Raw genomic sequence first — 24,417 nt, forward strand, 5'->3', positions numbered from 1 at the left:
AATGGCCGCCGGAGCATCCTCCGGCGGCCGTAAACTTGAGCACTTAACTTGCGATCGCCGCTCTGTCGTCAGAACTTCAGCGCGCGCACGAGCTTCACGCCCGGGAGCGCCTCGACCTTCGCGATAACGTCGGAGTTCACCGGCTCGTCGACGGACAGGAGCAAGACGGCCTCGCCGCCTGCCTCGACCCGCCCGAGGTGGAAGGTGCCGATGTTGATCCCGGCTTCGCCCAAGGCGGTTCCGAGGCGGCCGATGAACCCCGGCGCGTCCTCGTTCACCACGTAGAGCATGTCGCCGACGAGATCGGCTTCTACCTTGATTCCGAACAACTCGACCAGGCGCGGAGCGGAGTTGCCGAACAGCGTTCCGGCGACCGTACGCGGGCCGGTCTTGGTCTCGGCCGTGACGCGCAGCAGCGTGTGATAATCGCCTTCACGATCGTGCCGGACTTCGCGCACATCGAGCCCGCGCTCCTTCGCCAGGAACGGCGCGTTGACCATGTTCACCGTGTCGGAATGGACGCGCATGAATCCCGCCAGCACGGCGCCGGTGATCGGCTTCATGTTCAGTTCCGCCGCAGCGCCCTCGGTCTCGATGGACAGGCCGGCGATGTTGCCGTGTGAGAGCTGCCCGACAAGGCTGCCCAGCTTTTCCGCAAGCGCCATGTACGGCTTCAGGCGCGGCGCCTCTTCGGCGGACAGCGAGGGCATGTTGATCGCGTTCGTCACGCCACCGAGCAGGAGATAATCGCTCATCTGTTCCGCGACCTGGATCGCGACGTTCACCTGCGCTTCGTTCGTGGAAGCACCGAGGTGCGGCGTCGAGATGAAGTTCGGGGTCCCAAACAACGGGGAGTCCTTCGCGGGCTCCGTCTCGAACACGTCGAGCGCCGCGCCGCCGATGTGCCCGGACTCCAGTCCATCCTTCAGTGCAGATTCGTCGATCAATCCGCCGCGCGCGCAATTGACGATGCGCACACCCGGCTTGGCCTTCGCCAGATTTTCGCGACTGAGGATGTTGCGCGTCTGGTCCGTCAGGGGGGTGTGTAAGGTGATGAAATCGGCACGGCGCAGAAGCTCGTCCAATTCCACCTTTTCGATCCCAAGCTCGATCGCTCGCTCCGGCGTCAGGAAAGGATCGTAAGCGACGACCTTCATGCGAAGGCCGAGCGCGCGGCTGGCGACGATCGATCCGATGTTGCCGGCGCCGATCAGCCCGAGCGTCTTGCCCGTCACCTCGACGCCCATGAAGCGGTTCTTTTCCCACTTGCCGGCCTGCGTCGAAGCGTCCGCTTCCGGCAGCTGGCGGGCAAGCGCGAACATGAGCGCGATCGCATGTTCGGCAGTCGTGATCGAGTTGCCGAAGGGCGTGTTCATCACGACGACGCCGCGGGCCGTTGCGGAGGGGATGTCGACATTGTCGACGCCGATCCCCGCGCGCCCGACGACCTTAAGGTTCGCCGCTGCGTCCAGGATCTCCTTGGTCACCTTCGTCGACGAGCGGATGGCGAGGCCGTCATAGTCGCCGATGATCGCCTTCAATTCATCGGGGGTCTTACCGGTGATCTCGTCGACGTGGATGCCGCGATCGCGGAAGATCGCTGCCGCCGTCGGATCCATCTTGTCCGAGATGAGCACTTTGGGTTGGGTCATTGTGTTTCCTTGCGGGGTGCCTGCGCACGCAGGAACCCGTCTCTTGTGATTGGGCTGGGCTCCCTGCTTCGCAGGAGCGCGACTGTTAAGCTGAGCGCACTTCCTCGTAGGCCCAGTCGAGCCAGGGCCCGAGCGCCTCGATGTCGGACGTGTCCACCGTTGCCCCGCACCAGATGCGGAGGCCCGGGGGAGCATCGCGGTAGCCGGCGATGTCGAACGCCGCGCCTTCCTTCTCGAGCAGGCCTGCGAAGGCCTTGATGAAGTCGGCATCCGCGCCTTCGATCGTCAGGCAGACGGAGGTCGTCGAGCGGCTTGCCGGGTCGGTCGCAAGATGGTTCAGCCAGCTGCGCTCCTGCACGATCCGGTCGAGCGCCGCGGCATTGGCGTCGGAGCGCTGCTGAAGCGCCTTCGCGCCGCCGATCGACTTCGCCCATTCCAGCGCCCAGATGGCGTCCTCGACCGCGAGCATCGACGGCGTGTTGATCGTTTCGCCCTTGAAGATGCCCTCGGTCAGCTTGCCCTTGGAAACGAGCCGGAAGACCTTCGGAAGCGGCCTGTCGGGCGTGAAGCTTTCCAGCCGTTCCACGGCGCGCGGGCCGAGGATCAGGACGCCGTGGCCGCCTTCGCCGCCCAGCACCTTCTGCCAGGAGAAGGTCGCCACATCGATCTTCTCCCACGGAAGATGATAGGCGAACACTGCACTCGTCGCGTCGGCGAAGCTCAAACCCTCGCGATCGTCGGCAATCCAGTCGCCGTCGGGAACGCGCACGCCCGAGGTCGTCCCGTTCCAGGTGAAGAGGACGTCGTTCGACCAGTCGACCGCGTCCAGGTCCGGAAGCTCGCCATAGTCCGCCCGGATGATCGTCGGATCGAGTTGAAGCTGCTTGGCGACGTCGGTCACCCAGCCTTCGCCGAAGCTCTCCCAAGCGAGCGTGGTAACGGGGCGGGCGCCGAGCATCGCCCACATCGCCATTTCGAAGGCGCCCGTGTCGGATCCAGGGACGATGCCGATGCGATGCGTGTCGGGCAGGCCGAGCAGCTCGCGCATCAGGTCGATGCAATATTGGAGGCGCGACTTGCCGATCTTGGCGCGGTGCGAGCGTCCAAGCGATTCGGTGGCGATCTTGGATGGGTCCCAGCCTGGCGGCTTGGCGCAGGGTCCGGACGAAAAGAACGGACGGGCGGGGCGGGTAGTCGGCTTTGGCCGGCGCAACAGCGCGCCTGCTTCTTGGTCTTGCAATGTAACTCTCCTCACAGAGAGCGCGCGCCGCGTTGGGACGGCGTGGCCCGCGGACGGTTCTAGCGGCGAATGTGGCGGCCGCAAGGCAGAGCCGAATCTCTTACTGTTCAGCGCACAAGACCGATTCGGACCCGTTACGCTTTCGCCCATTCGGCGCGAATCGCACGGTTCACCGCGTTGAGCGGACGGCTCATCCCGGTAAGCGGAACTGAAGGTTGAATTCATTAACCCCCCCGGGACAGTCTCCCTCTCGCCAGCGGATGAGGGCAAGTTCGCGGGCATGTGGGGCTGGGGAGCTCCTTAAATCGATGGATAGTCGGCATCGCGCTTCGGCACGAGCCGCATTGGTGGAGCGAGGGGTCATGTCTACGGTGTTGGCGGCGACGTCGGGTTTATTCCGCGACCGCGACTTTTTCGTCCATGACGGCGCGCAGCTCCGTCGATTCCGGCTTTCGGCCACGATTCAGATCCTCGCTTTCGTAGGCCTTTTGGCTCTCGTCGCATGGTCGAGCTATGCGCTCGCCCGCGTCCTGACCCCAGCACAGCCCGTCGCCCAGATTGCCCAGACCTCCCAGTATTCTGCTCAGCTTGCGAAGCTCGCTGCAGAGACCGAGCGCCGCGTTCAAGTCATCGAGCAACGCCAGCGCGCTCTCGCCGCTGCACTCGCCAGCGAGAACATCGACTCCGCAACGCTCGAGCGCCTTGGCTTCACGCCGGCCTCCGCGACTGATGGCCGCGGCGGTCCGTTCGACGCCGCCAACGGCGATCCCACGTTCAAGCAGCTCTTCAGCAGCTGGAAGAAGCTCGACAATCTCGCGTCGGGCGCAATTGCAGTTCCTTCGGACAAGCCGGTGAAAACCGCCGCTTTCACCAGCGGCTACGGCGTCCGTTCCGATCCCTTCCGTGGCTCTGCCGCGATGCACCCCGGCATCGATCTCGCCGGCCCCTACGGCACGCCGATTTACGCGACCGCGGACGGCACCGTGCTTCGCGCCGGCTGGAACAATGGCGGCTACGGCAATCTGATCGAGGTCGACCACGGCCGCGGCATTGCCACGCGCTATGGCCACCTGTCGCAGGTCCTGGTTCACGCCGGCGACCGCATCACGCGCGGTCAACTGATCGCCCGCATGGGCTCGACGGGCCGCTCGACCGGCAGCCACCTGCACTACGAAGTGCGGATCGATGGCCGCCCGGTGAACCCGATCCCCTTCATGAAGTCGACGGACTATCTCGTCGCCATGCAGAAGAATGCCGGCACGCATTCGATGGACCAGGTCGCTCTCGGCGGACCGAGCGGCGGCAAGTAAGACCGGGCGCGCTTGCCGCACAGGCGGCGCCTCCCTATCTCGCTTCTCGTGAGCGAGCCCCAAATCACCCTGACTGAAAGCGCTGCGAAGCGCGTCGCCTGGATCGCGGCGCGCCAGTCCAAGCCTGCTATCCTGCGCCTTGCGGTCGATGGCGGCGGCTGCGCCGGGTTCACCTATAAGTTCGAGCTGGCCGATGCGCCGGACGAAGAGGATTCGATTGCGGAGACCGACGGCGTGAAGCTGGTCGTCGATCCGATGAGCCTGGACCTGGTGCGCGGGTCCGCCGTCGATTTCGTCGAGGATCTCGGCGGGGCCTCTTTCAAGGTGACCAATCCGAACGCGGCCTCGGGCTGCGGCTGCGGCTCGAGCTTCTCCGTTTGAAGCTGACGACTTTTAACGTGAACGGCATTCGGGCGCGCCTGCCGCGCCTGCTCGAATGGCTCGACCGCGAGAAGCCGGACGTGGTGTGCTTGCAGGAGCTGAAGTGCGCGGACGACGCGCTTCCGATCGCCGACATCGAAGGCGCTGGATACGGCGCTGTCTGGCACGGCCAGAAGGGCTTCAACGGGGTCGCGATCCTCGTGAAGGGCGATACGCCGGAAATCCGCCGCGTCGGCCTTCCCGGCGATCCCGACGACACGCATAGCCGCTACATCGAGGCGGAAGCATGCGGGCTGGTGGTCGCCTCGCTCTACCTTCCGAACGGCAATCCGATCGGCACCGAGAAGTTCGATTACAAGCTCAACTGGATGCAGCGGCTGGAAGAGCATGCCGCGACGCTCCTCGCGGACGAACGGCCGACGATCCTGGCGGGGGACTGGAACGTGGTCCCTGAGGACCGCGACGTCTTCTCGATGCGCGCCGCAGCCAATGATGCGCTGGTGCAGCCCGAAACGCGCAACCAGTGGCGGCGGATCATGAACCAGGGTTGGACTGACGCGCTGCGCGCATATCACCCGCAGGACGCGCATCTCTACACGTTCTGGGACTACACGGCAGGCTGCTGGCAGCGTGACGCCGGTTTTCGCATCGACCATTTGCTGTGCTCTCCCGAAGCCGCGGACCGCTTGCAGGGCGCCGGCGTCGACAAGTGGGCGAGGGCGGAAGAGAAAGCGTCGGACCACGCGCCGACCTGGGTCGAACTCGCCTAAGCATCGGCCCTACAAGGATGACCTTACCTTTGGTGAATGGTCCTGATCCACGTTAACAGCTACAGATCGTGACCTGGGTAACCGGGGAGAATCGCGATGTCGTTCACGCGTGTGTGGGTTTCTTGCGCCGTCCTTCTAGCCAGCACTGCTCTTCAACATCAGGCATTCGCGGCTCCTGCCTCTCGACCGGCACCGCCGCCCGCGAAGCCGGTCACGGAGACGCATTTCGGCACCAAGATCACCGATCCCTACCGGTACATGGAGGATGAGAAGGACGCGTCGGTCGTCGACTGGATGAAGGCCGAAGGCCGCTATTCGCGCGCCTTCCTCGACGCTCTTCCGGGTCACGCGGACATGCTCTCCAGGTTGAGCGCGTTCACCGGCTCATTCGATTTCGTGAACTCGATTCAGCAGGCCGGCGGCCGAACCTTTTATGAGGAGCGCTCGCCTGGCGCGGACAATTTCGACCTGCTCGTGCGCAACCCGGACGGGACGACCAAGAAGCTGGTCGACGTCGCGGCGCTCCGCGCTGCCAACGGCGGCAAGGCAATGGCGCTCAACTATTTCCAGCCTTCGCAGGACGGCTCGAAAGTCGCCGTGGGACTGTCCGAAGGAGGCTCCGAGAACGCCAAGCTCACGGTCATAGACGTGGCCACGGGTAAGACGATTGCGGGACCGATCGAGCGCGCTCAATTCGGAGCGAACAACTGGACGCCCGACGGCACCAAGATGTTCGTCCACATCTTCCAGGAACTCGCGCCGGGCGCCTCCTCGATCAACAAGTACAAGAACAGCCGGACGTACGTATGGGATCTGCAGAATCCGCCTGTTCCGGTGCTCGGAAAGGGCGTTGGGACGCTTGCGTTCACCGAGGATGAGTTCCCCTTGATCGCGACGACGCCGGGGAGCGATCTCGCGCTCGCAATTAGCGCTAACGGCGTCCAGAACGAGATCGCCCTGTGGACGGCGCCGCTATCCGATGCGCTGAAACCCAATGTCGCCTGGAAGCCGCTCGCGGCGCGTTCGGACGACGTCACCAACGCCGCGATTTCGGGCAACCGCATCTACCTGCTCAGCCACAAGGACGCCCCGACCTTCCAGGTGCTATCGATGGAAGCCGGTCAGCACATCTCCGACGCCAAGGTCATCGTCCCAGCGCAACCCGGTCGCCTCATCGAATCCATCTCTGCCGCCGCCGACGGGCTGTATGTTCGTGCGCGCCGCGGCGTTTATTCGGAGCTCTTCAAGGTACCGCTCGATGGCGGGCCCGAGCAGGCGCTGCCCCTTCCGTTCAAGGGGTCGATCAGCGAACTGTTTGCCGATCCGCGCGAGCCCGGAGCCATTATCCAGGTGGAGGGTTGGACCACTCCGCCGACGACGCTCGCCTTCGCGCCGTCGACCGGCCAGTTCACCGATCTGAAGCTGGGGATGACTCCTGCGGGCTTCGATCCGAAGCAGTTCCGCATCGAGGACCTCACGGCCAAAGCGGCAGACGGAACGGCCATTCCGCTGAGCTATCTGACCGCGGCCGGCGGAACGCATCCGCGACCGCTGTTGCTGTGGGCTTACGGCTCATACGGCATCTCCCAATTCCCCGGTTTCGGCTCGCGCGTGAACATGACCCTTCGCGAGGGCATCGATTACGCCGTCTGCCACGTTCGCGGCGGCGGCGAGCTGGGCGAGACCTGGCGTCTCGGCGGCAAGGACGCCAACAAGCCCAACACGTGGCTCGACCTGATCGCCTGCGCGGAAGACGTGATCGCCCGCGGCTATACGACCAAGTCCATGCTGTTCATCGGCGGCGGCTCTGCAGGGGGAATCACAATGGGCCGAGCGATGGAGTCGAGGCCCGACCTCTTCGCTGGCGTGTTCGACTTGGTGCCGTCCGCCAATCCACTCCGGATGGAGTTCTCGCTCAGCGGACCAGCGAACATCCCGGAATTCGGCTCGATCAAGACCGAGCAGGGATTCAAGAACCTGCTGGCGATGGACTCGATCTATCACTTGAAGCCGGGCACGCACTACCCGCCGATCATGATCACGACCGGCCTCAACGACCCGCGCGTGTCCAGCTGGGAACCGGCCAAGCTGACGGCGAGCCTCTTGGCTTCGGGCACGAAGAACCCGGTGCTCCTGCGCGTGGACGAGGATGCGGGTCACGGCATCGGCTCAACGAAGACGCAGAGCGACGAGCTCTACGCCGACATCCTGACGTTCATCAAATGGCGTCTCGCGCAGAATGGAGGCGTTGCTTCGGCGAAATAGCGCGCCTCTCTCGGAGCCGTCAGAGGTTCTTTAGCAGCCAGCATCTGATCTGAGTCGCGAGCGAACGTCCATTCAAAATGGTCAGGCATAACTCTAGGCTTAGGACCGAGGATTCGGGATCAGTCGGTCGAGCGCTGTTCCAAGCGTGCCATATGACCACGCAAAGGCACGATAGAAGCGCAGCATATGTCGCGCCCACCTAATGTAGGCGCGGGGCGCGTTGGTCGTGCGAGCGAACCGGAAAATCCGATGGCTCCACTTTGCTATATGGAATCTCAGCCGGAAAACGAACTTGCGGCGGAGTGGAAGGTTAGCAACAGACGTTACGACGACACCGCTTTTGTCCGTCTCTCCCCAAGGCCGCGCGAATTCACGCGCGTTTCACGTTTCCCTAGCGCTGTACTGACGGCCGTTATGCCTATGCTCGTCATGCCGCAGCAGCGAGGAGGCGAGCATTGACGACGACCACGCTCACCGATGGCCCCGATGTCTTCACCACGACCTGGCGGTCGTCCGAAGATGTGCTCTTCCTCAACGTCTACATGCTCGGTGGAGACGACCGGTTCAGCAATGTCGGCTGGGGATCGCTCAGGATCTATTTGGGCGCTGGAAACGACTATGCCCTCATCAACCCCTGCTATCAGGCGATCGTCTACGGCGAAGCAGGTGACGATACGGTCGATGCGAATCTCAATTCCCCGCTCACGTTCTACGGGGGCGACGGGGCCGACCGCGTCAATTTCCTCAAGTCATCCTTCTTCGTCACTATCGACGGCGGGCCAGGAAACGACAGCTTCTACGCCAACAACTTCACGATCGGAGGCTCGATAAAGGGCGGGGCTGGAGACGACATTTTCAGAGGCTTCGGCAATTACGGGGGTTACAAGCCGACATTGGCGGGTGGGCCTGGCAATGACACCTACTTCGTCAACCCAGCCGCCGTCCCCAGCTTGGTGGAGAGTGCTGGCGAAGGTACTGACACCGTACGCACGAAGAGCAGCTACACACTACCCACCGGCGTCAGCATCGAGCGACTCCTTGCCAACGATTCTCTCTCCACTGCCGCCATCAATCTTACGGGAAACGAGCTCGCGAACGTCATTAACGGCAATGCCGGTCCTAATGTGCTGAAGGGCCAAGCCGGCTCCGACACGCTCCACGGCCTCGGAGGCAACGACACCTTAATTGGCGGGCCGGGCAACGACCTTCTCTACGGCGGGAAGGGCGACGATTGGATCCGGGTCGTGAGCTCGAACGATGGAGCCGATCGCACTTATGGCGATTTGGGCGCAGACTTTATCGAGCTGACAATCGGCGACGTCATTGCCTATTCGTCATGGCAGCAATCCAGCCCCGATTTTGGCCGGGACACGGGTGTCACCCAGCAAAGAGGCGACCCCTGGACGGTCGACTTCACGGGATTCGACGCGAATCTCGCGCTGGCCGGTGTCCAGAAGCTGGTGTTCGATGCGAACGACAGCACGCCCGAAGCTGGCGAACTTTCGTACCTCAAAGGCGGGCTCTTCGGTGTCCAAGTCATAGGGCTGCAGGCCAACGTGGATAGCGATCCTCAGGCCGAGTTCATCCTGTACTTCGGCTGGGAAGCCCAAGCGCCGCCAAGCCTCATATTCGGCTAGTTTCCGCCGTGCTCGCAGGTTGAAGCTGGCGACTGGGGAAGCTTTCAAAGCGCCTTCTCGTAGATCCGGTAGCGGTGATTGATGAAGGCGCCCGGAAGCTGGGCGATCGACAGCATTCCCTTGTTGTCTTCCAGGATCCAGCCGAACTCGCCCTGCGTGGCGCCGAATTTCGTTACGGCGTCGCGGCGGGTGAATTCGATCATCATGAAGGCGAGTTGGCTGGCGAGCCGCGATCCATGGAGCTTTTTGGCGACGCCCATCAGCGGGACGCGCAGGCGCCGCGTGCGCGGCTTGCGCAAGCGCCAAAGCAGCTTGATGAAGTTGAAGGGGAACAGCTCGCCGTTGAGGTCCTTCGTCAGCTCGTTGATGTCCGGGATGGTGAGCATGAAAGCCACCGGTTCGCCGTCCAGCTCGGCGACCCGCACCAGCTCGCTGAAGATGATCGGCTTCAGCTTCTTGCCGGCGTAGGCGATCTCGGCCTCGGTGAGGGGGACGTAGCCCCAATTGCTGGACCAAGCGTCGTTGAGCAGGTTCAGGATCAGGCGCGCTTCCTCGTCGAACTTCGACTTGTCGACCAGGCGAATGCGGATGCGCGGATTTCGCTCGCCCGCGGCGATCAACCGGTTGATCAGCGGGTCCTCCCAGTCCGAAATGTCTAGCGAGTAGGTGACGAGGTCCTTCGCCTTCTCGTAGCCCGCGGCTTCGACCCAGCCCTGATATTCCGGCTTGTGATGCCCCATCATGGCCGTCGGGGCTTCGTCGAAACCCTCGATCTCCAGTCCCGGCTCATCCCAGATGGACAGGCTGAACGGCCCGAGCGCCCTGGTCATGCCTTGCTGCCGAAGCCACGCCTCGGCGGTAGCGATCAGCTCGGACGCAGCCTCGGCATCGAGGGCTTCGAACATGCCCCATTGGCCGGTGCCTCCGCCCATATGTTTGAGCACGAGGTCGTCGACTTGTGCGCTGATGCGCCCGACGAACTTCTCGCCGCGGTACGCCAGCCAGAATTGCGCCCGCGCATGTTCGAACCACGGATTCTTCTTAGGGTTGAGAAGGCCGTGGACCTCGTCCTTGAGCGGCGGGACCCAGGCGGGATCGTCCTTGTAGACCTCCCACGCGAAGTCGACGAACGCCTTGCGGCCTCTCTTCACAAGCTCGAGCGGACGGATGGTCAGAGGCTGGGGGTTCATGGCCGTTGGCTAGCCGCTCGCCGCTCCTTGCGCCAGCATGCCCTTTGAACGCCACGATAGCGCCACTATCTCTTGGCAATCGGGAACTACCGGAAAAATCATGGCAAACACGGCAATCCTGGAACGCAATGCGGTCGAGGCTGCGGACAAGCAGCACGTATTCGCGCGCGCCGACGACAAGACGATGCTCAAGGCCGCGGCGGACCTGACCCGCGACCTCAACGTCGCTCGTCCGGCGATCTACTGGGCCGACCTCGCGGCTTCGGCGGTGGTTGGCTATGCGGCGATGTTCGCGGCGATGTTCGTTCATTCGACCTCGTTGGCGATTGTTGCCGGTTTCGTAGCGATCCTCGCGCTCTATCGTGCGGGCAGCTTCATCCACGAGCTGACGCACCTGAAGCCGAACGCCGTTCCCGGCTTCCGCTTCGTCTGGAACCTGATCGTCGGCATTCCGCTGCTGGTACCGTCCTTCATGTACGAAGGCGTCCACAATCAACATCATGCCAAGCGCTATTACGGCACGCTCAACGATCCCGAATATCTGCCCTTGGCGCTGATGAAGCCCTGGACCCTGCCGGTGTTCATGATCGCCGCGCTCCTCGCGCCGATCGGCATGCTGATCCGCTTCGGCGTTCTTGCGCCGCTTACGCTGCTTTCGCCAAAGCTGCGCGATGCCGTGGTGGCGAAATATTCGGGCCTTCAGATCAATCCTAAGTTCCGCCGTCCGCAGCCGGAAGGCGAGTTCCGGCGGCAGTGGCTGGCGATGGAAATCGCGGCAAGCATCTGGGCGATCGCGCTCTTGGCGATGGTCGCGACTGGCGTGATCCCGCTGCGTCCCTTCGTGATCTTCCTTGGCATTTCTTCGGGCGTGATGTTCCTCAATCAGATTCGCACGCTCGTTGCGCACCTGTGGGAGAATGACGGCGAGCCGATGACGGTGACCGCGCAGTTCCTGGACAGCGTCAACGTTCCGCCGCCTTCGACCCTGCCAATCTTCTGGGCTCCGGTCGGGCTGCGTTATCACGCGCTGCACCACCTGCTGCCGGGCCTACCGTATCACGCGTTGGGCGAGGCGCATCGCCGCCTTTGCGCAGCGCTCGATGAGCAGTCGGTCTACCATGATTCCACCCACCGTGGCCTGTCGCCGCTGGTTGGCCGCCTCGCTTCGAGCAGCTGGCGCAATCACGCCTAGTTAGAGGCTATTCGAACTCCATCAGACGCAGCTTCACCGGCTGTCCGTCTCTGATGGCGACGACCTCCCGTCGCTGCTTCGCTGGAAGCTTCAGCCAATCGTCCTTGGACACGCGTACTGGCCGCAAAATGCGCACGGTTGCGCGCGCCTGCGGTGTGGCGGTGGGCATGGCCGAAGCGGCAAGGGCGGCGAGCAATAACACCGCCGATCATTCGTCAGATCAGGCTTAATCGCTGCCTGCACTTTGCTCCGGAACGGATTCTACTCTTCCGAGCGGAACAGGACCGTCTCTCCGACCAGCAGGAAGAGCAGGAACGGAGCCCAGGCCGCGAGGAAGGGCGGATAGGCACCCACGTTGCCCATCGCGATGCTGAAATTGTCGGCGACGAAATAGGCGAAGCCGAGCGCCATGCCGATGCATGCACGCAGGAGCACCTGTCCCGACCGGGCTAGGCCGAACGCCGCAATGGCTGCCAAGAGCGGCATCAGCAACGTCGACAGGGGTCCGGTGATCTTGTGCCACAAGCCGGCCTTGGCTTCGTCCGCCGGACGTCCCGCAAGCTCAAGCTGAGAGATGCGCTCCTTCAACGTCCAGAAATCGAGCTGGTCGGGATCGACCTTCGCGAGGGTCAGTTGCTCCGGCTGGAGACCCGCGAGGGCCTGCATGTCCGGCACCTTTCGGATCATGCTCATGGTCGAGTCATAGACTTTGACACCCGTCAGCTTCCATTCGCCGTTCTCCGGCGTGGCGCGGTCGGCGCGGACGATGCGTTCCAGGACGCCATTGGTGCCGCGATCGTAGATGGTCAGCCCGTCGACGTGAAAGCTGGATCCGTGTCCGCCGACCATCTTCGCCTGGATCAGGTCGTCGCCCTGAAGCAGCCATACGTTGGACAGAATGCCGCTTTCAGGCGGCACGGGCTTGTAGTCGTTGTCGCTCCACGCCGTGACCTGTCGGTTCGCGTTCACCACCACGCGCTCATTGAAGAAGAAGAGGCCACCGCCGATGACGAGGCTCGCGAGGATCAATGGCGCCAGCATCTGGTGCGCCGAGATGCCCGCGGCCTTCATGGCGACGACCTCGCTATGCTGGTTCAGCCCTGTGAAAGCGATCAAAGTTCCCAGCAGCACTGCAAAGGGCAGGAACCTCGAAATCAACAGCGGGAGCCGGAGCGCGACATAATGCCAAAGCTGCGCCTCGCCGTTGCCGGGCACCGCAAGAATCTTGCTGGACTCGCCGAGCAGATCGAGCGTCATCAGCACAAGAACGAGCGCGACAAGCACTGCGAGGCTTCGGGTGACAAACAGCCTCACCGTGTAAAAGGCGAGCTGCTTCGACGGGAAGAAGTGCAGGTTGATCATGCAGTCTGCGCCTTCGGAAGCAGCCGCCGAACCATCTTGCCGACCCGGCTGAAGCCCTTTTCAAGCGCGCCGATCGGCTGGCCGCCCGGCTTGTGCGCGAGCACGTGGTACATCCAGTAAATGAGGACGCACAGCACGATGAGGGGCGTCCACATCGCGATCACCGGCTCAATCTTGCCCCGTGCGGCGGCGCCTTCCGCCCACTGGTTCACCTTGTGATAGGCGACGACGATCACGATCCCCACGAAGATCCCGAGCGCCGAGGAACTTCGCTTGGGAGGCACGGCCAATGAGACGGCCAGCAAGGGCAGCATCAGCATCATCAGCACTTCGACAATCCGGAAGTGGAGGTTCGCCTGGGCGCCGAGCCGGTCTTCCCTGGAGGCGGTCGGGCTCAGGTAGCCGACACGGACAAGCTCCGGCAGAGTCAGCTCCTCCAGTTCCTCATGCCCGCGCTGGCGGAAAGGATCCACTCTCGGAAGATTGATGGGGAAATCGTAGAGGTCGAACGACAGGGTCCGAGGCGTCGTGAATTTCGGCGAATCCTGAATGAGCTGGCCCCTTTCCAGGCGGAACAGGATGACGTCGGGATCGTCAGTCGACAGGAACCGACCGTGCTCAGCGGTCGCAGCCACGGACATCCCGTTCTTGTCGTCAGCCTGCACGAAAATCCCGTGCAGCTGCGTTCCGCGATGTTCGCTTTTGTCGATGCGCAAGGTCATGCGCTTGCCGAGAGTGTTGAACTCCCCGACCTTGATCGAGGCCCCCAGGGCGCCCGAGCGAAGGTCGAAGCGAAGCCGCTCGTAGCCGTAGTGGGTCCAGGGCTGCAGCCAGCCGACGATGAACAGGTTCAGCAACAGGAGCCCCACGGCATAGGCATAGGGGACGCGCAACATCCGCCCGTAGCTCATGCCGATGCCGCGCAACGCGTCGAGCTCCGACGTCAGCGCGAGCCTGCGGAAGGCGAGGAGGATGCCCAGCATCAGGCCGATCGGAATGCCGAGCGAGAAATATTCCGGCAGCAGGTTGGCGAGCATCCGCCAAACCACGCTGACCGGGCCGCCCGCGTTTACCACGAAGTCGAACAGTCGGAGCATCTTGTCGAGGACGAGCAGCATCGCAGCCAGCAAAAGCGTGCCGATGAGCGGCACCGCGATCGCCTTTGCGAGGTATCGGTCGATCAAACTCAAACGGCGCACGGATTTTGTCGTCCCAACACCATGATTTGGCCGCAAACCCAGCCGACATAACCCACTGGGCCGTTGCACCTTGCTGAACGGTGTTGGGCCCCTGGGGAGCCTATAGCGGACGCGAAATGAAAAGCATGCCGAAATTGGGCTTCTCTGCCGCACGAAACTCCATTGTCGCCGGCGCGCCTGCCGGCGAGCTTGGTCGCAGGTAAGATGTCGCGTCCTCGTATCGCATTGCTGTCCAACCCGAAGTCCACGGGCAATATCGCGCAGCTTTCGCGAATCCGCGACTATTGCGCCGATCACCCCGACCTCTTCCATTACGAGGTCGAGCGGGCGGACCAGATCGGCGAGGCCCTGCGGACGATTGCTCGGGTGCGGCCGAAGATGCTGATCATCAACGGCGGCGACGGCACGGTTCAGGCCGCGCTGACTGAGATCCACAACGGCGGTCATTTCGAAGAGGCGCCGCCGCCGGTCGCGGTCCTGCCCAACGGCAAGACAAACCTCATCGCTCTGGACCTTGGCGCGCATGGCGATCCGATCCGGGCGTTGGAGCGTCTGGTGAACCTGGCGCAGTCGGACCTCAGCCCGCACATCGTCGAGCGCGAGCTGATCGCCCTTCGCTACGATGCTTCGCCGCATCCGGTGATCGGCATGTTCCTCGGCGGCGCGGGGCTTGCGGACACGATGCTGTACTGCCGCAACAAGATCTATCCGCTTGGCCTGCCGAACGGGATCAGCCATGCTCTGACGCTCATCGCGTTGATGGCGCGGATGCTGCTGCGCCTGCAGTCGCGCTTCCTCCCGCCCAAGCCGACACTGATGGAGCTTTCCGTCCGCCGCGACGGCACAATCTCCGGACGGTTTGCGGTCCTCGCGGTCACGACCCTCGAGAAGATGCTGCTGTCCAGCGAGGTGAAGAGCAGCGGCACCGGTCGGCTGAAGGTCCTCGCGGTCGAAGAGCGGCCCGGCTCTTTGGTGCAGGCCTTCGCTGCCACTTTGGGCGGGAAGCTCGGCCGGTCGGGCATGCGCGGCGTGCATTTCGCCGAGACCGACGAAATCAGCATTGAGGGCGAGAACACCAACCTGATACTCGACGGTGAGATGTTCCGCACCAGGATCGGTCATCCGATCACTCTGAAGCCCGCTCAGCCGCTCTCGTTCGTCCGCCTCGCGGCCTGACCATGCAAAGCCTCCGCGAGCTCGTTGCCGCGGAACTTTCCGTGCCCGCCGATCCGCGCGTGTCGGGCATGGCCGCGGCTATTGCAGCGAAGCATTCGCCCGCCTCCCGCGCCGTGCTCTTCTACGGATCGTGCCTGCGCCAAAAGCAGCTCGAAGGGCTGATGCTCGATTTCTACCTGATCGTGTCGGACTATCGCGCAGCCTACGGCACGAGCTGGCTGGCCACCGCAAACCGCCTGATTCCGCCGAACGTCTTTTATTTCGAGCATGACGGGCTGGCCGCCAAATATGCGGTGCTGAGCGAAGCCGACTTCCACCGGCTGAATGGGCCGGAGACCAGCAGCGTCTCTGTTTGGGCCCGCTTCGCGCAGCCCTCGCGGCTGGTGTGGGCGGCGGATGATCAGGCGAGAGATCGTGCGATCGATGCCGTGAGCCGCGCGGCACCCACGCTGCTTGCGGCGGCCGGATCGGTAGACGGGGAGGAGCCGCTCGACTGGTGGCGGCGTGCGTTCGGCCTCACATACTCGGCGGAGTTGCGTGCCGAGCGGAAGGGTAGGGCGAGCTCCGTCGTAGACATCGAGCCTGAGCGCTACGAGCGCTTCAGCGGCCCCGCGATGGCCGCGATCCCGACGAAGCTCCCACGGCAGGCACGCTGGGCGACGCGGCGGCTCGAGGGGAAGGCGCTCTCGGTCGCCCGCCTCGCCAAGGCCAGCGCGACATTCGCGGGCGGCGTCGATTACATCGCTTGGAAGATCAATCGCCACGCCGACACGGATATCCAGATCAAGCCCTGGCAGCGGCGATGGCCGTTGCTCGCGGCGATCAGCCTGCTGCCGCGGCTCCTCCGCTCCGGCGCGGTTCGGTAGGCCGCCGCGACAAAGCAACCGCCACGGCGTTCGCGAGTGCTCCGACCGTGAACGGCTTGCGGAGCAGTTCGTAGCCGACGAGATCGCCAGTCTCTCCCTCGCCAACGTAGCCGGTGACGAAGAGCACGGCGAAGTCCTCGTGGTCCTGCTTCAGGTGCTTGATCAGCTCGGGACCTGTCATTTCCGGCATGATGACGTCCGAAATGACGAGGTCGAACGTGGCGCTTTCGAAGAGGGCGATTGCCTCTGCGCCGCTGCCGCATGCGACGGGGTCGTAGTCCAGATCCTGAAGCGCCTCGATCGTCGAGCTTCGCACGCGCGGATCGTCCTCGACCACGAGGATGCGAGCGCCGGGAACGACTGCCTCGTTGTCCATCCGCTGCATGGCTGGATGAAGTCGGACGCGGTCCTCTGCGTCGGTGCGCGGGAGATAGATGGAAACCGTCGTGCCTTTGCCCATCTGGCTCTCGATGCCGACCTCGCCACCGGATTGATGCGCGAAGCCGAAGATCTGGCTGAGGCCGAGGCCCGTGCCCTTGCCGACGGGCTTGGTGGTGAAAAACGGCTCAAATGCGCGCTCCATGACCTCTGGGGTCATCCCGCAGCCAGTGTCTGTCACGCTGATCCGCACATACTCGCCGGGGCGGACGTCGCCGACTTCGTTCGCGGCGAGTGTGACGTTGCTCGTCGTGATGCGCATCGCGCCTTCGCCTTCCATGGCGTCGCGCGCGTTGACGGCGAGATTGACGATCGCATTCTCGAGCTGATGCGGGTCGACGTAGGTCGGCCAGGCGTCAGGTGCGAGCCCGACCTCGATATGGATGCGTTCGCCGAGGGTGCGGTCGAGCAGGTCCGACATTCCGGCGACAAGCTCGGAGCTGTCGACGCGCTCCGGGAGCAGCGGCTCCGACCGGGCGAACGACAGCAAGCGGCGGGTGAGCGCAGCGGCGCGCGTCGCACCCTCCATCGCATTGTTGAGGTGATTGAGGACCTCGCGGCGCGGGCCATTGAGCCGCCGCCGGGCCAGGTCGATGCCGCCGACGACGACGGCCAGCATGTTGTTGAAGTCGTGCGCTATGCCGCCGGTGAGTTGCCCGACAGCCTCCATCTTCTGGACTTGGCGAAGCTGGGCTTCGGCGGCCTGGCGCTCTTCTGCCTCCGCCTTGAGCGCAAGGTTCGCCTCCAGCAGCTCCCGGGTGCGATCGGCCACCGCCTCTTCGAGCCCCTCGGCCCGCTCGGCTTCGGACTCAGCCTGCTTCTTGGCGAAAGCGAACTGCCGGATTGCCTGCACGGAGATTAGGCCGAGGAAAATCGCTCCAATGCCGACGACGATCCCTAGCCAGCTGAGATAGTCCGTCAGCCTGTCGGCGCGCGCCGAGAAAAACTGCGTCGCGTGCATGCGCTGGCGGAGCAGCTCGCGTTCAGCGCGCCCGATTTCGGTCAGCTTGGCGGCGAGGCCCCGGCCATGCTTGGCGCGGTCGGTTTCCGCTTTCGCTGACTGATAGAAATAGCCGGTGCCGCCCTGGCCCTGTTTCGCAACCGTTGCTCGCGCGGCAAGAGCAAACTCCTCGCTTCGCTGATTATACAGGGTCTGCAGCTCGCGCACCCGCTCGAGCTGCTGGGGGTCGTTGCGGACGAGTTGTTCGAGTTGGCGGATCTGCTGACCGGCGAGCCGCCACTGGCTGTAATAGATGTTGCCGCTTCCGCGTTCGTCTTCGTCGAGGACGAAGCGGCCGAGCGCCGCTTCCGCTCGGGCGGTGCTCGCGTCGACGGCGCGCGTGAGCACGGTTACGTCGTACGCGTGACGCTCGCCTTCCAGCGCGGCGTCGCGTGCGCCGTTGGACATGGCGACCAGAACGACCATGGCGAGCAGGATGAGGGTGGCTACGAGCGCCCCTGCCGCTGCCCCACCACGTCGCCAGTCGAACTGGAGATCGTCCCCACTGGGCGTCATGATGCCAGTCTAGCGGCGTCTTCGCGCCGACGGAAGGCGCGTTAATATTTAGATGCAGCCGGTTGCTCGGCCCGCCGCAGCAAACATTCCGAGTATCTCTTCGACCTGATCGCTACTGTGCTCGGCGCAAAGCGAGCAGCGCAGCAGCGTCATTCCGGCCGGCGTGGCGGGCGGGCGGGCCAGATTGACGTAAAGGCCCTCTTTCAACAGCGCTTCCCACATCGCCGCGCCGGTCTCGAGGTCCGGCATGAGGACGGCGATGATCGCCGACTGCGGCTCGTCGGTGCCGAGCTTGAAGCCGAGCTGGCGAAGGCCAGCATGCAGGCGCTTGCTGTTTTCCCAGAGGTGCGCGCGCTTGCCGGCGCCATCCATGAGCTTGCGGATCGACGTTGCCGCGGTTGCGACCACCGATGGCGGAAGCGACGCGGTAAAGACGTAGGGACGACAGACCAGGCGCAGGATCTCGAATTTCGGATGATTCGAGACGCAGAAGCCGCCGACGGTGCCGACCGACTTGGAGAAGGTGCCGATGATGAAGTCGACGTCGTCGATCACGCCCTGCGCCTCGGCGACGCCGCGGCCGTTCTCGCCGATGAAGCCCATGGAGTGCGCTTCGTCGACCAGGACCATCGCACCATTGGCCTTCGAGACGGCGACCATTTCCTTGAGCGGCGCAATGTCGCCGAGCATCGAGTAGACGCCTTCGAGGACGACCAGCTTGCCTGCGCCTTCGGGAACGCGCTTCAGCCTCTTTTCGAGGGCTTCGATGTCGTTGTGGCGGAAGGGGACGATCTGCGCGTTGCCCATCGCGCAACCGTCGTAGATCGACGCATGGCTGTCGATGTCGAGAATGATGTAGTCATCCTTGCCGGCGATCGTCGAAATGACGCCGAGATTCGCCTGGTATCCGGTCGAAAACACCATGGCATGATCCAGGGCGTAGAAGTCCTTGAGCGCATCCTCGACCGCACGGTGGCCGACATAGGTGCCGTTGAGCACCCGGCTTCCGGTCGTGCCGGATCCGAACTCGTCGAGAGCCTTCTTGCCAGCGGCGATGACGTCCGGGTCGAAGGTCATGCCCATGTAGTTGTAGGTGCCGAGAAGGATCGTGCGGCGACCGTTGCAGATCGCGACGGTCGGGCTTTCCACCTTCTCCATCACCAGGTTGAACGGGTCGGTGAGGCCCGTGGACAGGAGCTCTTCGCGCTGCTGGATCAGCGGATCGAACTTGGAAAAGAGGTCGCTCACCGGTCGCCCTGCAGCTGGCGCACGGCATCGACGAGCTGGTCGACCGTCTCGATCTCCGCAACGCGGTTCATGCTGATGAGAATGTCGAACTCGTCCTCGACCGAGGCGACGAAGTCCATCACCGTCAGGCTGTCCCATTCGAGATCCTGGGCGAAGCGCGTGTTGCCGTTGATGTCGGCGCCCTTCTTGTTGAAGGGGTCGATCAGCTCGCGGATCTTGGCAGCGGTTTCGTCACGGTCGGTCATGCGGGAGGCCCTATTGCGAGGGCCGACGTTTCGCAACGTAATCGGGCCGGAATGCGGCGCTTTGGTGCCGGCCGAAGGTCACCATGTTGACTGTCTCGCGAGGCCCGGAACCACGGCGGCTCTCCAGCATGCGCGCCGCCGACCAGGTCTACTTGTGACCTTCGTCAACTTCGAAGGCAGCTGGGTCGGGTCGGCTGGAAACCTCATCGAATAGCCTGAAGTGCAAGTTTGCGGCTGTAGGACAGCGATTTTCCTAATGTCCGGAATGGGTGGTAAGCGGACATTAGAGCCCTCGAACACAAACGTTTGGCGTGCTAAGGGCAGCCATCGCTGGCTGGAATTTTCGGCCTGGCGGCTGAGAGACCGTTTGTGCTCCCGTTTTGTAGACAGGAGCATTTTGTGGACCATGCCGTCGATCGCCGCCTTGCGAGTCTTCGCGTCATAATGTGCCTGACATTCGACCGCAGGGCGGCTCCGCAGGAGATCGCAGCCGCTAAGGCTGCGATCATTGCATGTCAATCAGTGCTCCATTCGGTCGAGCTAAGCGGGACTTTCGACTTCATGTTTGAGGCGGAGGTCGCAGACATGGCGACCTACAACGCACAACTGAGCCTTTGCGCAGAACCGATGGCAAGGCTCGTTTCGCGGTACGAGGCGAACTTCGTCTGCAAGCGATTCATTCGCCGAGATAAACCCGATCGCGCCGTTTGGGTGCCTCATAACGGCGGGATGAAACGAATTGATTGCAAGGCTCTGGATAAGGTGTCGGCTGAAGGCGATTACATGCGCGTCCATTCGGCCAGCAAGAGCTGGATGATCCATTCAACGATGGCCGCGGTCAGCGACCGGCTCGGTTGCGACGACTTTATCCAACTGCACAGGTCATTGATCGTACGTCGCGGGTTTATCGATGAGCTGATTCACGGGGGCCGTAATTGGACTGCCGTGTTGAGCGACGGGACCGAGGAGCGCATCGCCAAGAGTAACGTGCCAGCGATCCTTCACATGTTACGGAACGGTTCCACGAGCGATGGACCCACTCTGTCGACGTAGGGCCTGATCGTCGAGGTACTGACGCGAGTTAGCGAAAATTAAATGCGAGAAGCGACTTTAGAGATCACCTCAATCCGCGTCCTCGATGCGAGGACCGCGAAAGGTGGGCTCCATGAATTACGGCAAAATCATTTCATTCAGCGCGGCAGTCGCGCTTGCTAGCGGCGTCTTTATGCTCGTTGCTTCCCCTGCGCACGGCAAGCCAGTCGTCGTCGTCGCGAATCCGGCCATACTGACGCGCCACATCAGTTTCGCGGATCTCAATCTCGCGTCTTCGTCTGGGGAACGCACGCTGAATCGACGCGTCGGCGGTGCCATTGGCGGACTTTGTTCAGAGGCCACCGGCGGTGAAGACGGCAGTTTCACCACCAGGCTGGAGAAGAGAAAGTGCAACAATAGCGCATGGGGCCAGGCCCGGCCTCAGATAGCGCGAGCAGCTCAGCGCGCCCGAGACATCGCCTCCACAGGCGTGTCACCTATCGCAGCAGCCGCCATCGCGATCGATTTCCAGAAATAGGCTCGTCCCTCAATCAAGGTGGCCCCTCGCGAGCCGGGGGGCCACGGAGGCTGCCTCTACTCCCCGTAGCGGCAGGAATGGGTCGAAAGCTGCCACTAACCCTCGAGTGGCGAGAATGGGTGGGTACTGACACCGGGCGATACGTTAGCGGACTAGAACGAGCCGCCGGCTTCCGCGCCATGAGCCCAACGGATCCTCGCCGACAGGTCGCGAATGCCATCTATTCGGATCAATACCTTCTCGCCGAGATTCGGCCTCAGGGTGACCACGAGACGAAAGCCGCGGTCAGTCCACTCGGTGATTGTAACAGCATCTTCTGAACCATCGTCGCGGACCAGCGTAGCGGCCTGCCTACTCCGCGGGTTCATCCGAAATGCATTCGCGAGGCTGTGGGTTGTCCGCATGACCTATCTTTCCAGGGCTCAGAACCTTTCGGGGTCCATCTTGCGAGCCGTACACGAGGATTTGGCTCAGTTCTTGCGTTGAGCCGATGTCATAGCACTGCACTTACCGGCGTTGTTCCGGCGCATGGTACGAACCCTTTCGAATGCCACAAACTTCTCCCGCGCAAGGCGGGCCTGCACCCTGCCTGCCATTTCCGTCCTAGGATCGCGCGGCGTCGTACTCATCCTCGGTCGGGAGCTGGTCAAATGAGGGCGAATAGCGTTTGGCCCGGTACGCCGCTTCAGTGACGTAAGTCGGAGTACCGCTGCCCCAGACATAGACCATTGTTTCCCGGTCTCCCTTGGGCTCCGTTCGATATTGGCCTTGCGGTTTTCGCTTATCCATTTCGTACTCCTCGGCCCCGGCAGCCCTTCACGGCCTCGCGATGAAACCCCAACCAGGGCCGCGCTGCTGCCGGGCAGCATCATCCTTCATCAGCTTCGCGGCCAGTTCGCGGCGAACCTGAGCCGCTCCATCGACGCTCATGCATACGAGCCGGGTCCCGCCGGTCGGTAACGTCTGAATGGATGAAATGCCGGTCTTCGTTGCGGCGCAGTGAGCGATCACGGCCTTCTCGGTCATATCGAGGAAAACGGCCCGGCTCATTGCGGCACTCCGCGTCTCGCCGCAGAGATTGCGTCCGTGGGGTTGCTATAACGGTACCCTCCCCACTCGTAGACCGCCTTTTGGACGACCGTGATGCGAAGTTGCTTCAGGAGCGCCGTGACATCCGCTGACGTAGAGGTCTCGCCATTGAGCGGGGGAGGCAGATGGCCATCATGGGCAGTTCCGGCCGCCCCCACGCACGTATTTGCGGACTCTTGCTCGTGTTTCGTGCTTGGAGATGGTTTTGGCACACAATGCTCCCTGGGATCAGCGGGAGCGTTACGTGTCTCTCAGTCGCCGAATGGCTGAAGGAAGTGCCGACGATCCATTGTACCTAGCAGAAGCCCATTCAAGCGGCCACCGAAAAGCCCAGGCCTGGAATATACCGTCTGACACCGGACGAGTGTAGAAGCCTAGATGCTCCGGGACCTGCATTTATGGCCCAACGTTCCGTGCTCGACACCCCAGCAGCCGCTGGCCGCAATCCAGCGCGAATGGTTTCCATTGCCGGCACATTCCGGTTCTTCGAGGACCATAGATCCCCTTCGGCCGCAGCTCGGGCAATCGCGCTCCCACCTCTTCTGGATCAGCGTCAATTCAAATCTCCGTTGGGGGCACGTTCGCTGGCTGTGGCGCTTTGACCGCCCGCAGCCAAGAAGCTCTAACGGCAACGCATTAGGAAAGAATGTAGATGTCCTGAGAACGGGGAGTAAAGAGGCTCTAGCCCTGTCCACCCTCCTCGCGGTGATCCTGGGGCCGAGCGGCCTTGCGCGCCCGCTTCGCCAGCTGCTTCTTTATCTCGGAAAGGTCCGGTTGCGATGTTTCCGGCGAAGCGTCGTGAGGCTCACCCATCGAGCCGAGCCATTGAGACATCACAGCGGCGGCTTCGTCTACCCGCCCGATATTGTGGCACCACATCTGCCGGCCAGGAGGCGAGCAGATCCAAACGTATCCTTGGTCGTCGGGGCCTTGTATCTCAAACGCCGGCTCGTTCATATTCGGAACCACCTTCAAGCCGACGAACGCGCGACTAAAGGCATCGGCATCATCCTCGCGTTCAACACAGCGGGTCGGCCCGTAGCTGAGAACGGTGAAATGCAGGAAAGCGTCGCCGAGGTGGTCGTCGAGTTTGACGAACCCAAATTTCTTTGCGGGGTTGAACCAACCATCCGTCCTGATGCGATCATGCCTGCAATGTCTCCGTGAACGGCGCTTTTCAAAAGCTCGGAATTTTCTCTCGGTAAGCAGCAGGGGCAGCGCCGGTTAGGCTAGCCGACGTCGTGATCATAGGTGGTCGATCTGCTTTGAGGACGAGGAGTATTGCGCCTGACGAAGGCTTCAGCCTCTTCCATGCTGCGAAAGGCGCATTCAAACGTGCTGCCGTCCTCCCGGCTCATGATTGCCTTGAACGGTTGCGTCCCGCCAGGCGTAGAGACGATCCTGCCGGCGATGCAGCTCATGTGCCCGTCTTCTCTTTCTGCCTGGCCAACCTTGCCGATCTTGCCTTCGGCTTCTTCCTGGGCCGTGCGGAAGATCGAGAAGGCCTTCCGCTTCGACAGTTTGCGTTTCGACATGCTGCCAGCCTCCGCATTGAATTGCCGCCCAGGGACATGGATAGATCGCCCCCGTCGTTCGCTAACGCACGACAACCAGCAAAAGAGGCTTGGAAACATGGCAAAGGGTCGGAGACCTCGAACAAGGAGGTTCGCAAACCTAAAGCGAACTCACCGAAGAAGTCCAACGCATCGGCTCCATCCTTGAAGGGCGGCGGCCTCGGTCCGAAGGAATAGCTGCGCCTGGGTGGGCTGACCTATTCGTCGCAGTCGCCAATGAGGTCTGGGCATGAGAACCCGTAAATCTGCCGTTACATTCAACAAGCCGTTCGTCCTGAACGCCGATGTCGGTGAGTTGCCGCCAGGAACCTACGACGTGGAGACGGATGAGGAGGAGATCGGAGCCGGCGAGTACACCGGGCACCGGCGAACCGCTGTCGTCCTGTACGTGCGACAGGGTGGATCCACACGTAGCATCTTCGCGACGCCCAAGGAGCTAGATTCAGCTCTTGAGAGGGATAAAGACGCTTAGTCAGGCAGCGCAGAAAGCTCTTGCA

Annotated in this window: 24 protein-coding genes; 12 read left to right on the forward strand and 12 right to left on the reverse strand. The window is 62.9% G+C overall.

Annotation, left to right across the window (positions count from 1 at the left end; translation table 11 throughout):
* Positions 1–68: 68 nt before the first annotated feature.
* Both serA and LZ016_RS14665 read right to left on the reverse strand, forming a co-directional pair.
* Entirely contained in the window at positions 69–1,652 is a 1,584-nt protein-coding gene (gene serA / locus LZ016_RS14660; RefSeq protein ID WP_241448196.1) for a phosphoglycerate dehydrogenase, read from the reverse strand.
* Positions 1,653–1,737: 85 nt separating this feature from the next.
* Complete coding sequence (locus LZ016_RS14665) at positions 1,738–2,892, reverse strand: phosphoserine transaminase (RefSeq protein WP_241448197.1); 1,155 nt, start codon at positions 2,890–2,892, stop codon at positions 1,738–1,740.
* 362 nt (positions 2,893–3,254) lie between these two features.
* Here LZ016_RS14665 and LZ016_RS14670 point away from each other — a divergent pair, with 362 nt between their 5' ends.
* The 5 genes from LZ016_RS14670 (at position 3,255) to LZ016_RS14690 (ending at position 9,255) form a co-directional block, all read left to right on the forward strand.
* On the forward strand, positions 3,255–4,202 hold the full coding sequence (locus LZ016_RS14670; RefSeq protein WP_241448198.1) for a M23 family metallopeptidase: 948 nt from the start codon (positions 3,255–3,257) through the stop codon (positions 4,200–4,202).
* A gap of 48 nt (positions 4,203–4,250) precedes the next feature.
* Complete coding sequence (gene erpA / locus LZ016_RS14675) at positions 4,251–4,583, forward strand: iron-sulfur cluster insertion protein ErpA (RefSeq protein WP_241448199.1); 333 nt, start codon at positions 4,251–4,253, stop codon at positions 4,581–4,583.
* Positions 4,580–5,353 (forward strand): exodeoxyribonuclease III, encoded by a 774-nt coding sequence (gene xth / locus LZ016_RS14680; RefSeq protein WP_241448200.1) that lies wholly within the window; start codon positions 4,580–4,582, stop codon positions 5,351–5,353. The genes erpA and xth overlap by 4 nt, the downstream gene beginning before the upstream one ends.
* Positions 5,354–5,449: 96 nt before the next feature.
* Positions 5,450–7,618 (forward strand): prolyl oligopeptidase family serine peptidase, encoded by a 2,169-nt coding sequence (locus tag LZ016_RS14685; protein ID WP_241448201.1) that lies wholly within the window; start codon positions 5,450–5,452, stop codon positions 7,616–7,618.
* A gap of 455 nt (positions 7,619–8,073) precedes the next feature.
* A complete protein-coding gene (locus tag LZ016_RS14690; RefSeq protein ID WP_241448202.1) occupies positions 8,074–9,255 on the forward strand; it encodes a calcium-binding protein in 1,182 nt (393 codons plus the stop codon).
* 44 nt (positions 9,256–9,299) lie between these two features.
* Here the strand turns inward: LZ016_RS14690 and LZ016_RS14695 are convergent, their stop codons facing one another.
* Positions 9,300–10,445, reverse strand: coding sequence for an N-acetyltransferase (locus tag LZ016_RS14695; protein ID WP_241448203.1), 1,146 nt, complete (start codon positions 10,443–10,445; stop codon positions 9,300–9,302).
* 100 nt (positions 10,446–10,545) lie between these two features.
* On the opposite strand from LZ016_RS14695, the gene LZ016_RS14700 reads away from it, so the two are divergent.
* A complete protein-coding gene (locus tag LZ016_RS14700) occupies positions 10,546–11,637 on the forward strand; it encodes a fatty acid desaturase family protein (protein WP_241448204.1) in 1,092 nt (363 codons plus the stop codon).
* Between the two features lie 7 nt (positions 11,638–11,644).
* On the opposite strand, the gene LZ016_RS14705 is transcribed toward LZ016_RS14700, so the two are convergent.
* From LZ016_RS14705 to lptF, 3 genes are read right to left on the reverse strand one after another with little or no spacing between them, the layout of a single operon-like run.
* Positions 11,645–11,839 (reverse strand): hypothetical protein, encoded by a 195-nt coding sequence (locus tag LZ016_RS14705; protein ID WP_241448205.1) that lies wholly within the window; start codon positions 11,837–11,839, stop codon positions 11,645–11,647.
* A gap of 59 nt (positions 11,840–11,898) precedes the next feature.
* Complete coding sequence (gene lptG, locus LZ016_RS14710) at positions 11,899–12,999, reverse strand: LPS export ABC transporter permease LptG (protein WP_241448206.1); 1,101 nt, start codon at positions 12,997–12,999, stop codon at positions 11,899–11,901.
* Positions 12,996–14,198 (reverse strand): LPS export ABC transporter permease LptF, encoded by a 1,203-nt coding sequence (gene lptF / locus LZ016_RS14715; RefSeq protein WP_241448207.1) that lies wholly within the window; start codon positions 14,196–14,198, stop codon positions 12,996–12,998. The genes lptG and lptF overlap by 4 nt, the downstream gene beginning before the upstream one ends.
* Positions 14,199–14,402: 204 nt before the next feature.
* On the opposite strand from lptF, the gene LZ016_RS14720 reads away from it, so the two are divergent.
* Both LZ016_RS14720 and LZ016_RS14725 read left to right on the forward strand, forming a co-directional pair.
* Positions 14,403–15,374: a diacylglycerol/lipid kinase family protein gene (locus LZ016_RS14720; protein WP_241448208.1), complete on the forward strand. Its 972-nt coding sequence runs from the start codon at positions 14,403–14,405 to the stop codon at positions 15,372–15,374.
* Between the two features lie 2 nt (positions 15,375–15,376).
* Positions 15,377–16,240, forward strand: coding sequence for a hypothetical protein (locus LZ016_RS14725; protein WP_241448210.1), 864 nt, complete (start codon positions 15,377–15,379; stop codon positions 16,238–16,240).
* On the opposite strand, the gene LZ016_RS14730 is transcribed toward LZ016_RS14725, so the two are convergent.
* The 3 genes from LZ016_RS14730 to LZ016_RS14740 are packed head-to-tail and all read right to left on the reverse strand — an operon-like array spanning position 16,197 to position 19,687.
* Positions 16,197–18,194: an ATP-binding protein gene (locus LZ016_RS14730; RefSeq protein ID WP_241448211.1), complete on the reverse strand. Its 1,998-nt coding sequence runs from the start codon at positions 18,192–18,194 to the stop codon at positions 16,197–16,199. The genes LZ016_RS14725 and LZ016_RS14730 overlap by 44 nt on opposite strands.
* 48 nt (positions 18,195–18,242) lie before the next feature.
* Complete coding sequence (gene spt, locus LZ016_RS14735; RefSeq protein WP_241448212.1) at positions 18,243–19,442, reverse strand: serine palmitoyltransferase; 1,200 nt, start codon at positions 19,440–19,442, stop codon at positions 18,243–18,245.
* Positions 19,439–19,687 (reverse strand): acyl carrier protein, encoded by a 249-nt coding sequence (locus LZ016_RS14740; RefSeq protein WP_241448214.1) that lies wholly within the window; start codon positions 19,685–19,687, stop codon positions 19,439–19,441. Before LZ016_RS14740 ends, spt begins: the two co-directional genes overlap by 4 nt.
* 399 nt (positions 19,688–20,086) lie before the next feature.
* Between LZ016_RS14740 and LZ016_RS15770 the strand changes: the two genes are divergently transcribed.
* Both LZ016_RS15770 and LZ016_RS14750 read left to right on the forward strand, forming a co-directional pair.
* On the forward strand, positions 20,087–20,740 hold the full coding sequence (locus LZ016_RS15770) for a LytTR family DNA-binding domain-containing protein (RefSeq protein ID WP_241448216.1): 654 nt from the start codon (positions 20,087–20,089) through the stop codon (positions 20,738–20,740).
* 112 nt (positions 20,741–20,852) lie between these two features.
* On the forward strand, positions 20,853–21,257 hold the full coding sequence (locus tag LZ016_RS14750) for a UrcA family protein (RefSeq protein ID WP_241448218.1): 405 nt from the start codon (positions 20,853–20,855) through the stop codon (positions 21,255–21,257).
* Positions 21,258–21,860: 603 nt separating this feature from the next.
* Here LZ016_RS14750 and LZ016_RS14755 read toward each other — a convergent pair.
* Together LZ016_RS14755 and LZ016_RS14760 are read right to left on the reverse strand one after the other, a co-directional pair.
* Positions 21,861–22,046: a hypothetical protein gene (locus LZ016_RS14755; protein ID WP_241448219.1), complete on the reverse strand. Its 186-nt coding sequence runs from the start codon at positions 22,044–22,046 to the stop codon at positions 21,861–21,863.
* A 27-nt stretch (positions 22,047–22,073) separates the two neighbouring features.
* Positions 22,074–22,307, reverse strand: a complete 234-nt coding sequence (locus LZ016_RS14760; protein ID WP_241448221.1) for a hypothetical protein — start codon at positions 22,305–22,307, stop codon at positions 22,074–22,076.
* Between the two features lie 417 nt (positions 22,308–22,724).
* Here LZ016_RS14760 and LZ016_RS14765 point away from each other — a divergent pair, with 417 nt between their 5' ends.
* Positions 22,725–23,513 (forward strand): hypothetical protein, encoded by a 789-nt coding sequence (locus LZ016_RS14765; protein WP_241448223.1) that lies wholly within the window; start codon positions 22,725–22,727, stop codon positions 23,511–23,513.
* A gap of 62 nt (positions 23,514–23,575) precedes the next feature.
* Here LZ016_RS14765 and LZ016_RS14770 read toward each other — a convergent pair whose 3' ends face one another.
* A complete protein-coding gene (locus LZ016_RS14770; RefSeq protein ID WP_241448225.1) occupies positions 23,576–23,881 on the reverse strand; it encodes a hypothetical protein in 306 nt (101 codons plus the stop codon).
* Positions 23,882–24,149: 268 nt separating this feature from the next.
* Here LZ016_RS14770 and LZ016_RS14775 point away from each other — a divergent pair, with 268 nt between their 5' ends.
* Positions 24,150–24,392: a hypothetical protein gene (locus tag LZ016_RS14775; protein ID WP_241448227.1), complete on the forward strand. Its 243-nt coding sequence runs from the start codon at positions 24,150–24,152 to the stop codon at positions 24,390–24,392.
* Positions 24,393–24,417: the final 25 nt, after the last annotated feature.

Origin of the sequence: Sphingomonas telluris (assembly GCF_022568775.1) — a bacterium.
GTDB classification, from domain to species: Bacteria; Pseudomonadota; Alphaproteobacteria; order Sphingomonadales; family Sphingomonadaceae; genus Sphingomicrobium; species Sphingomicrobium telluris.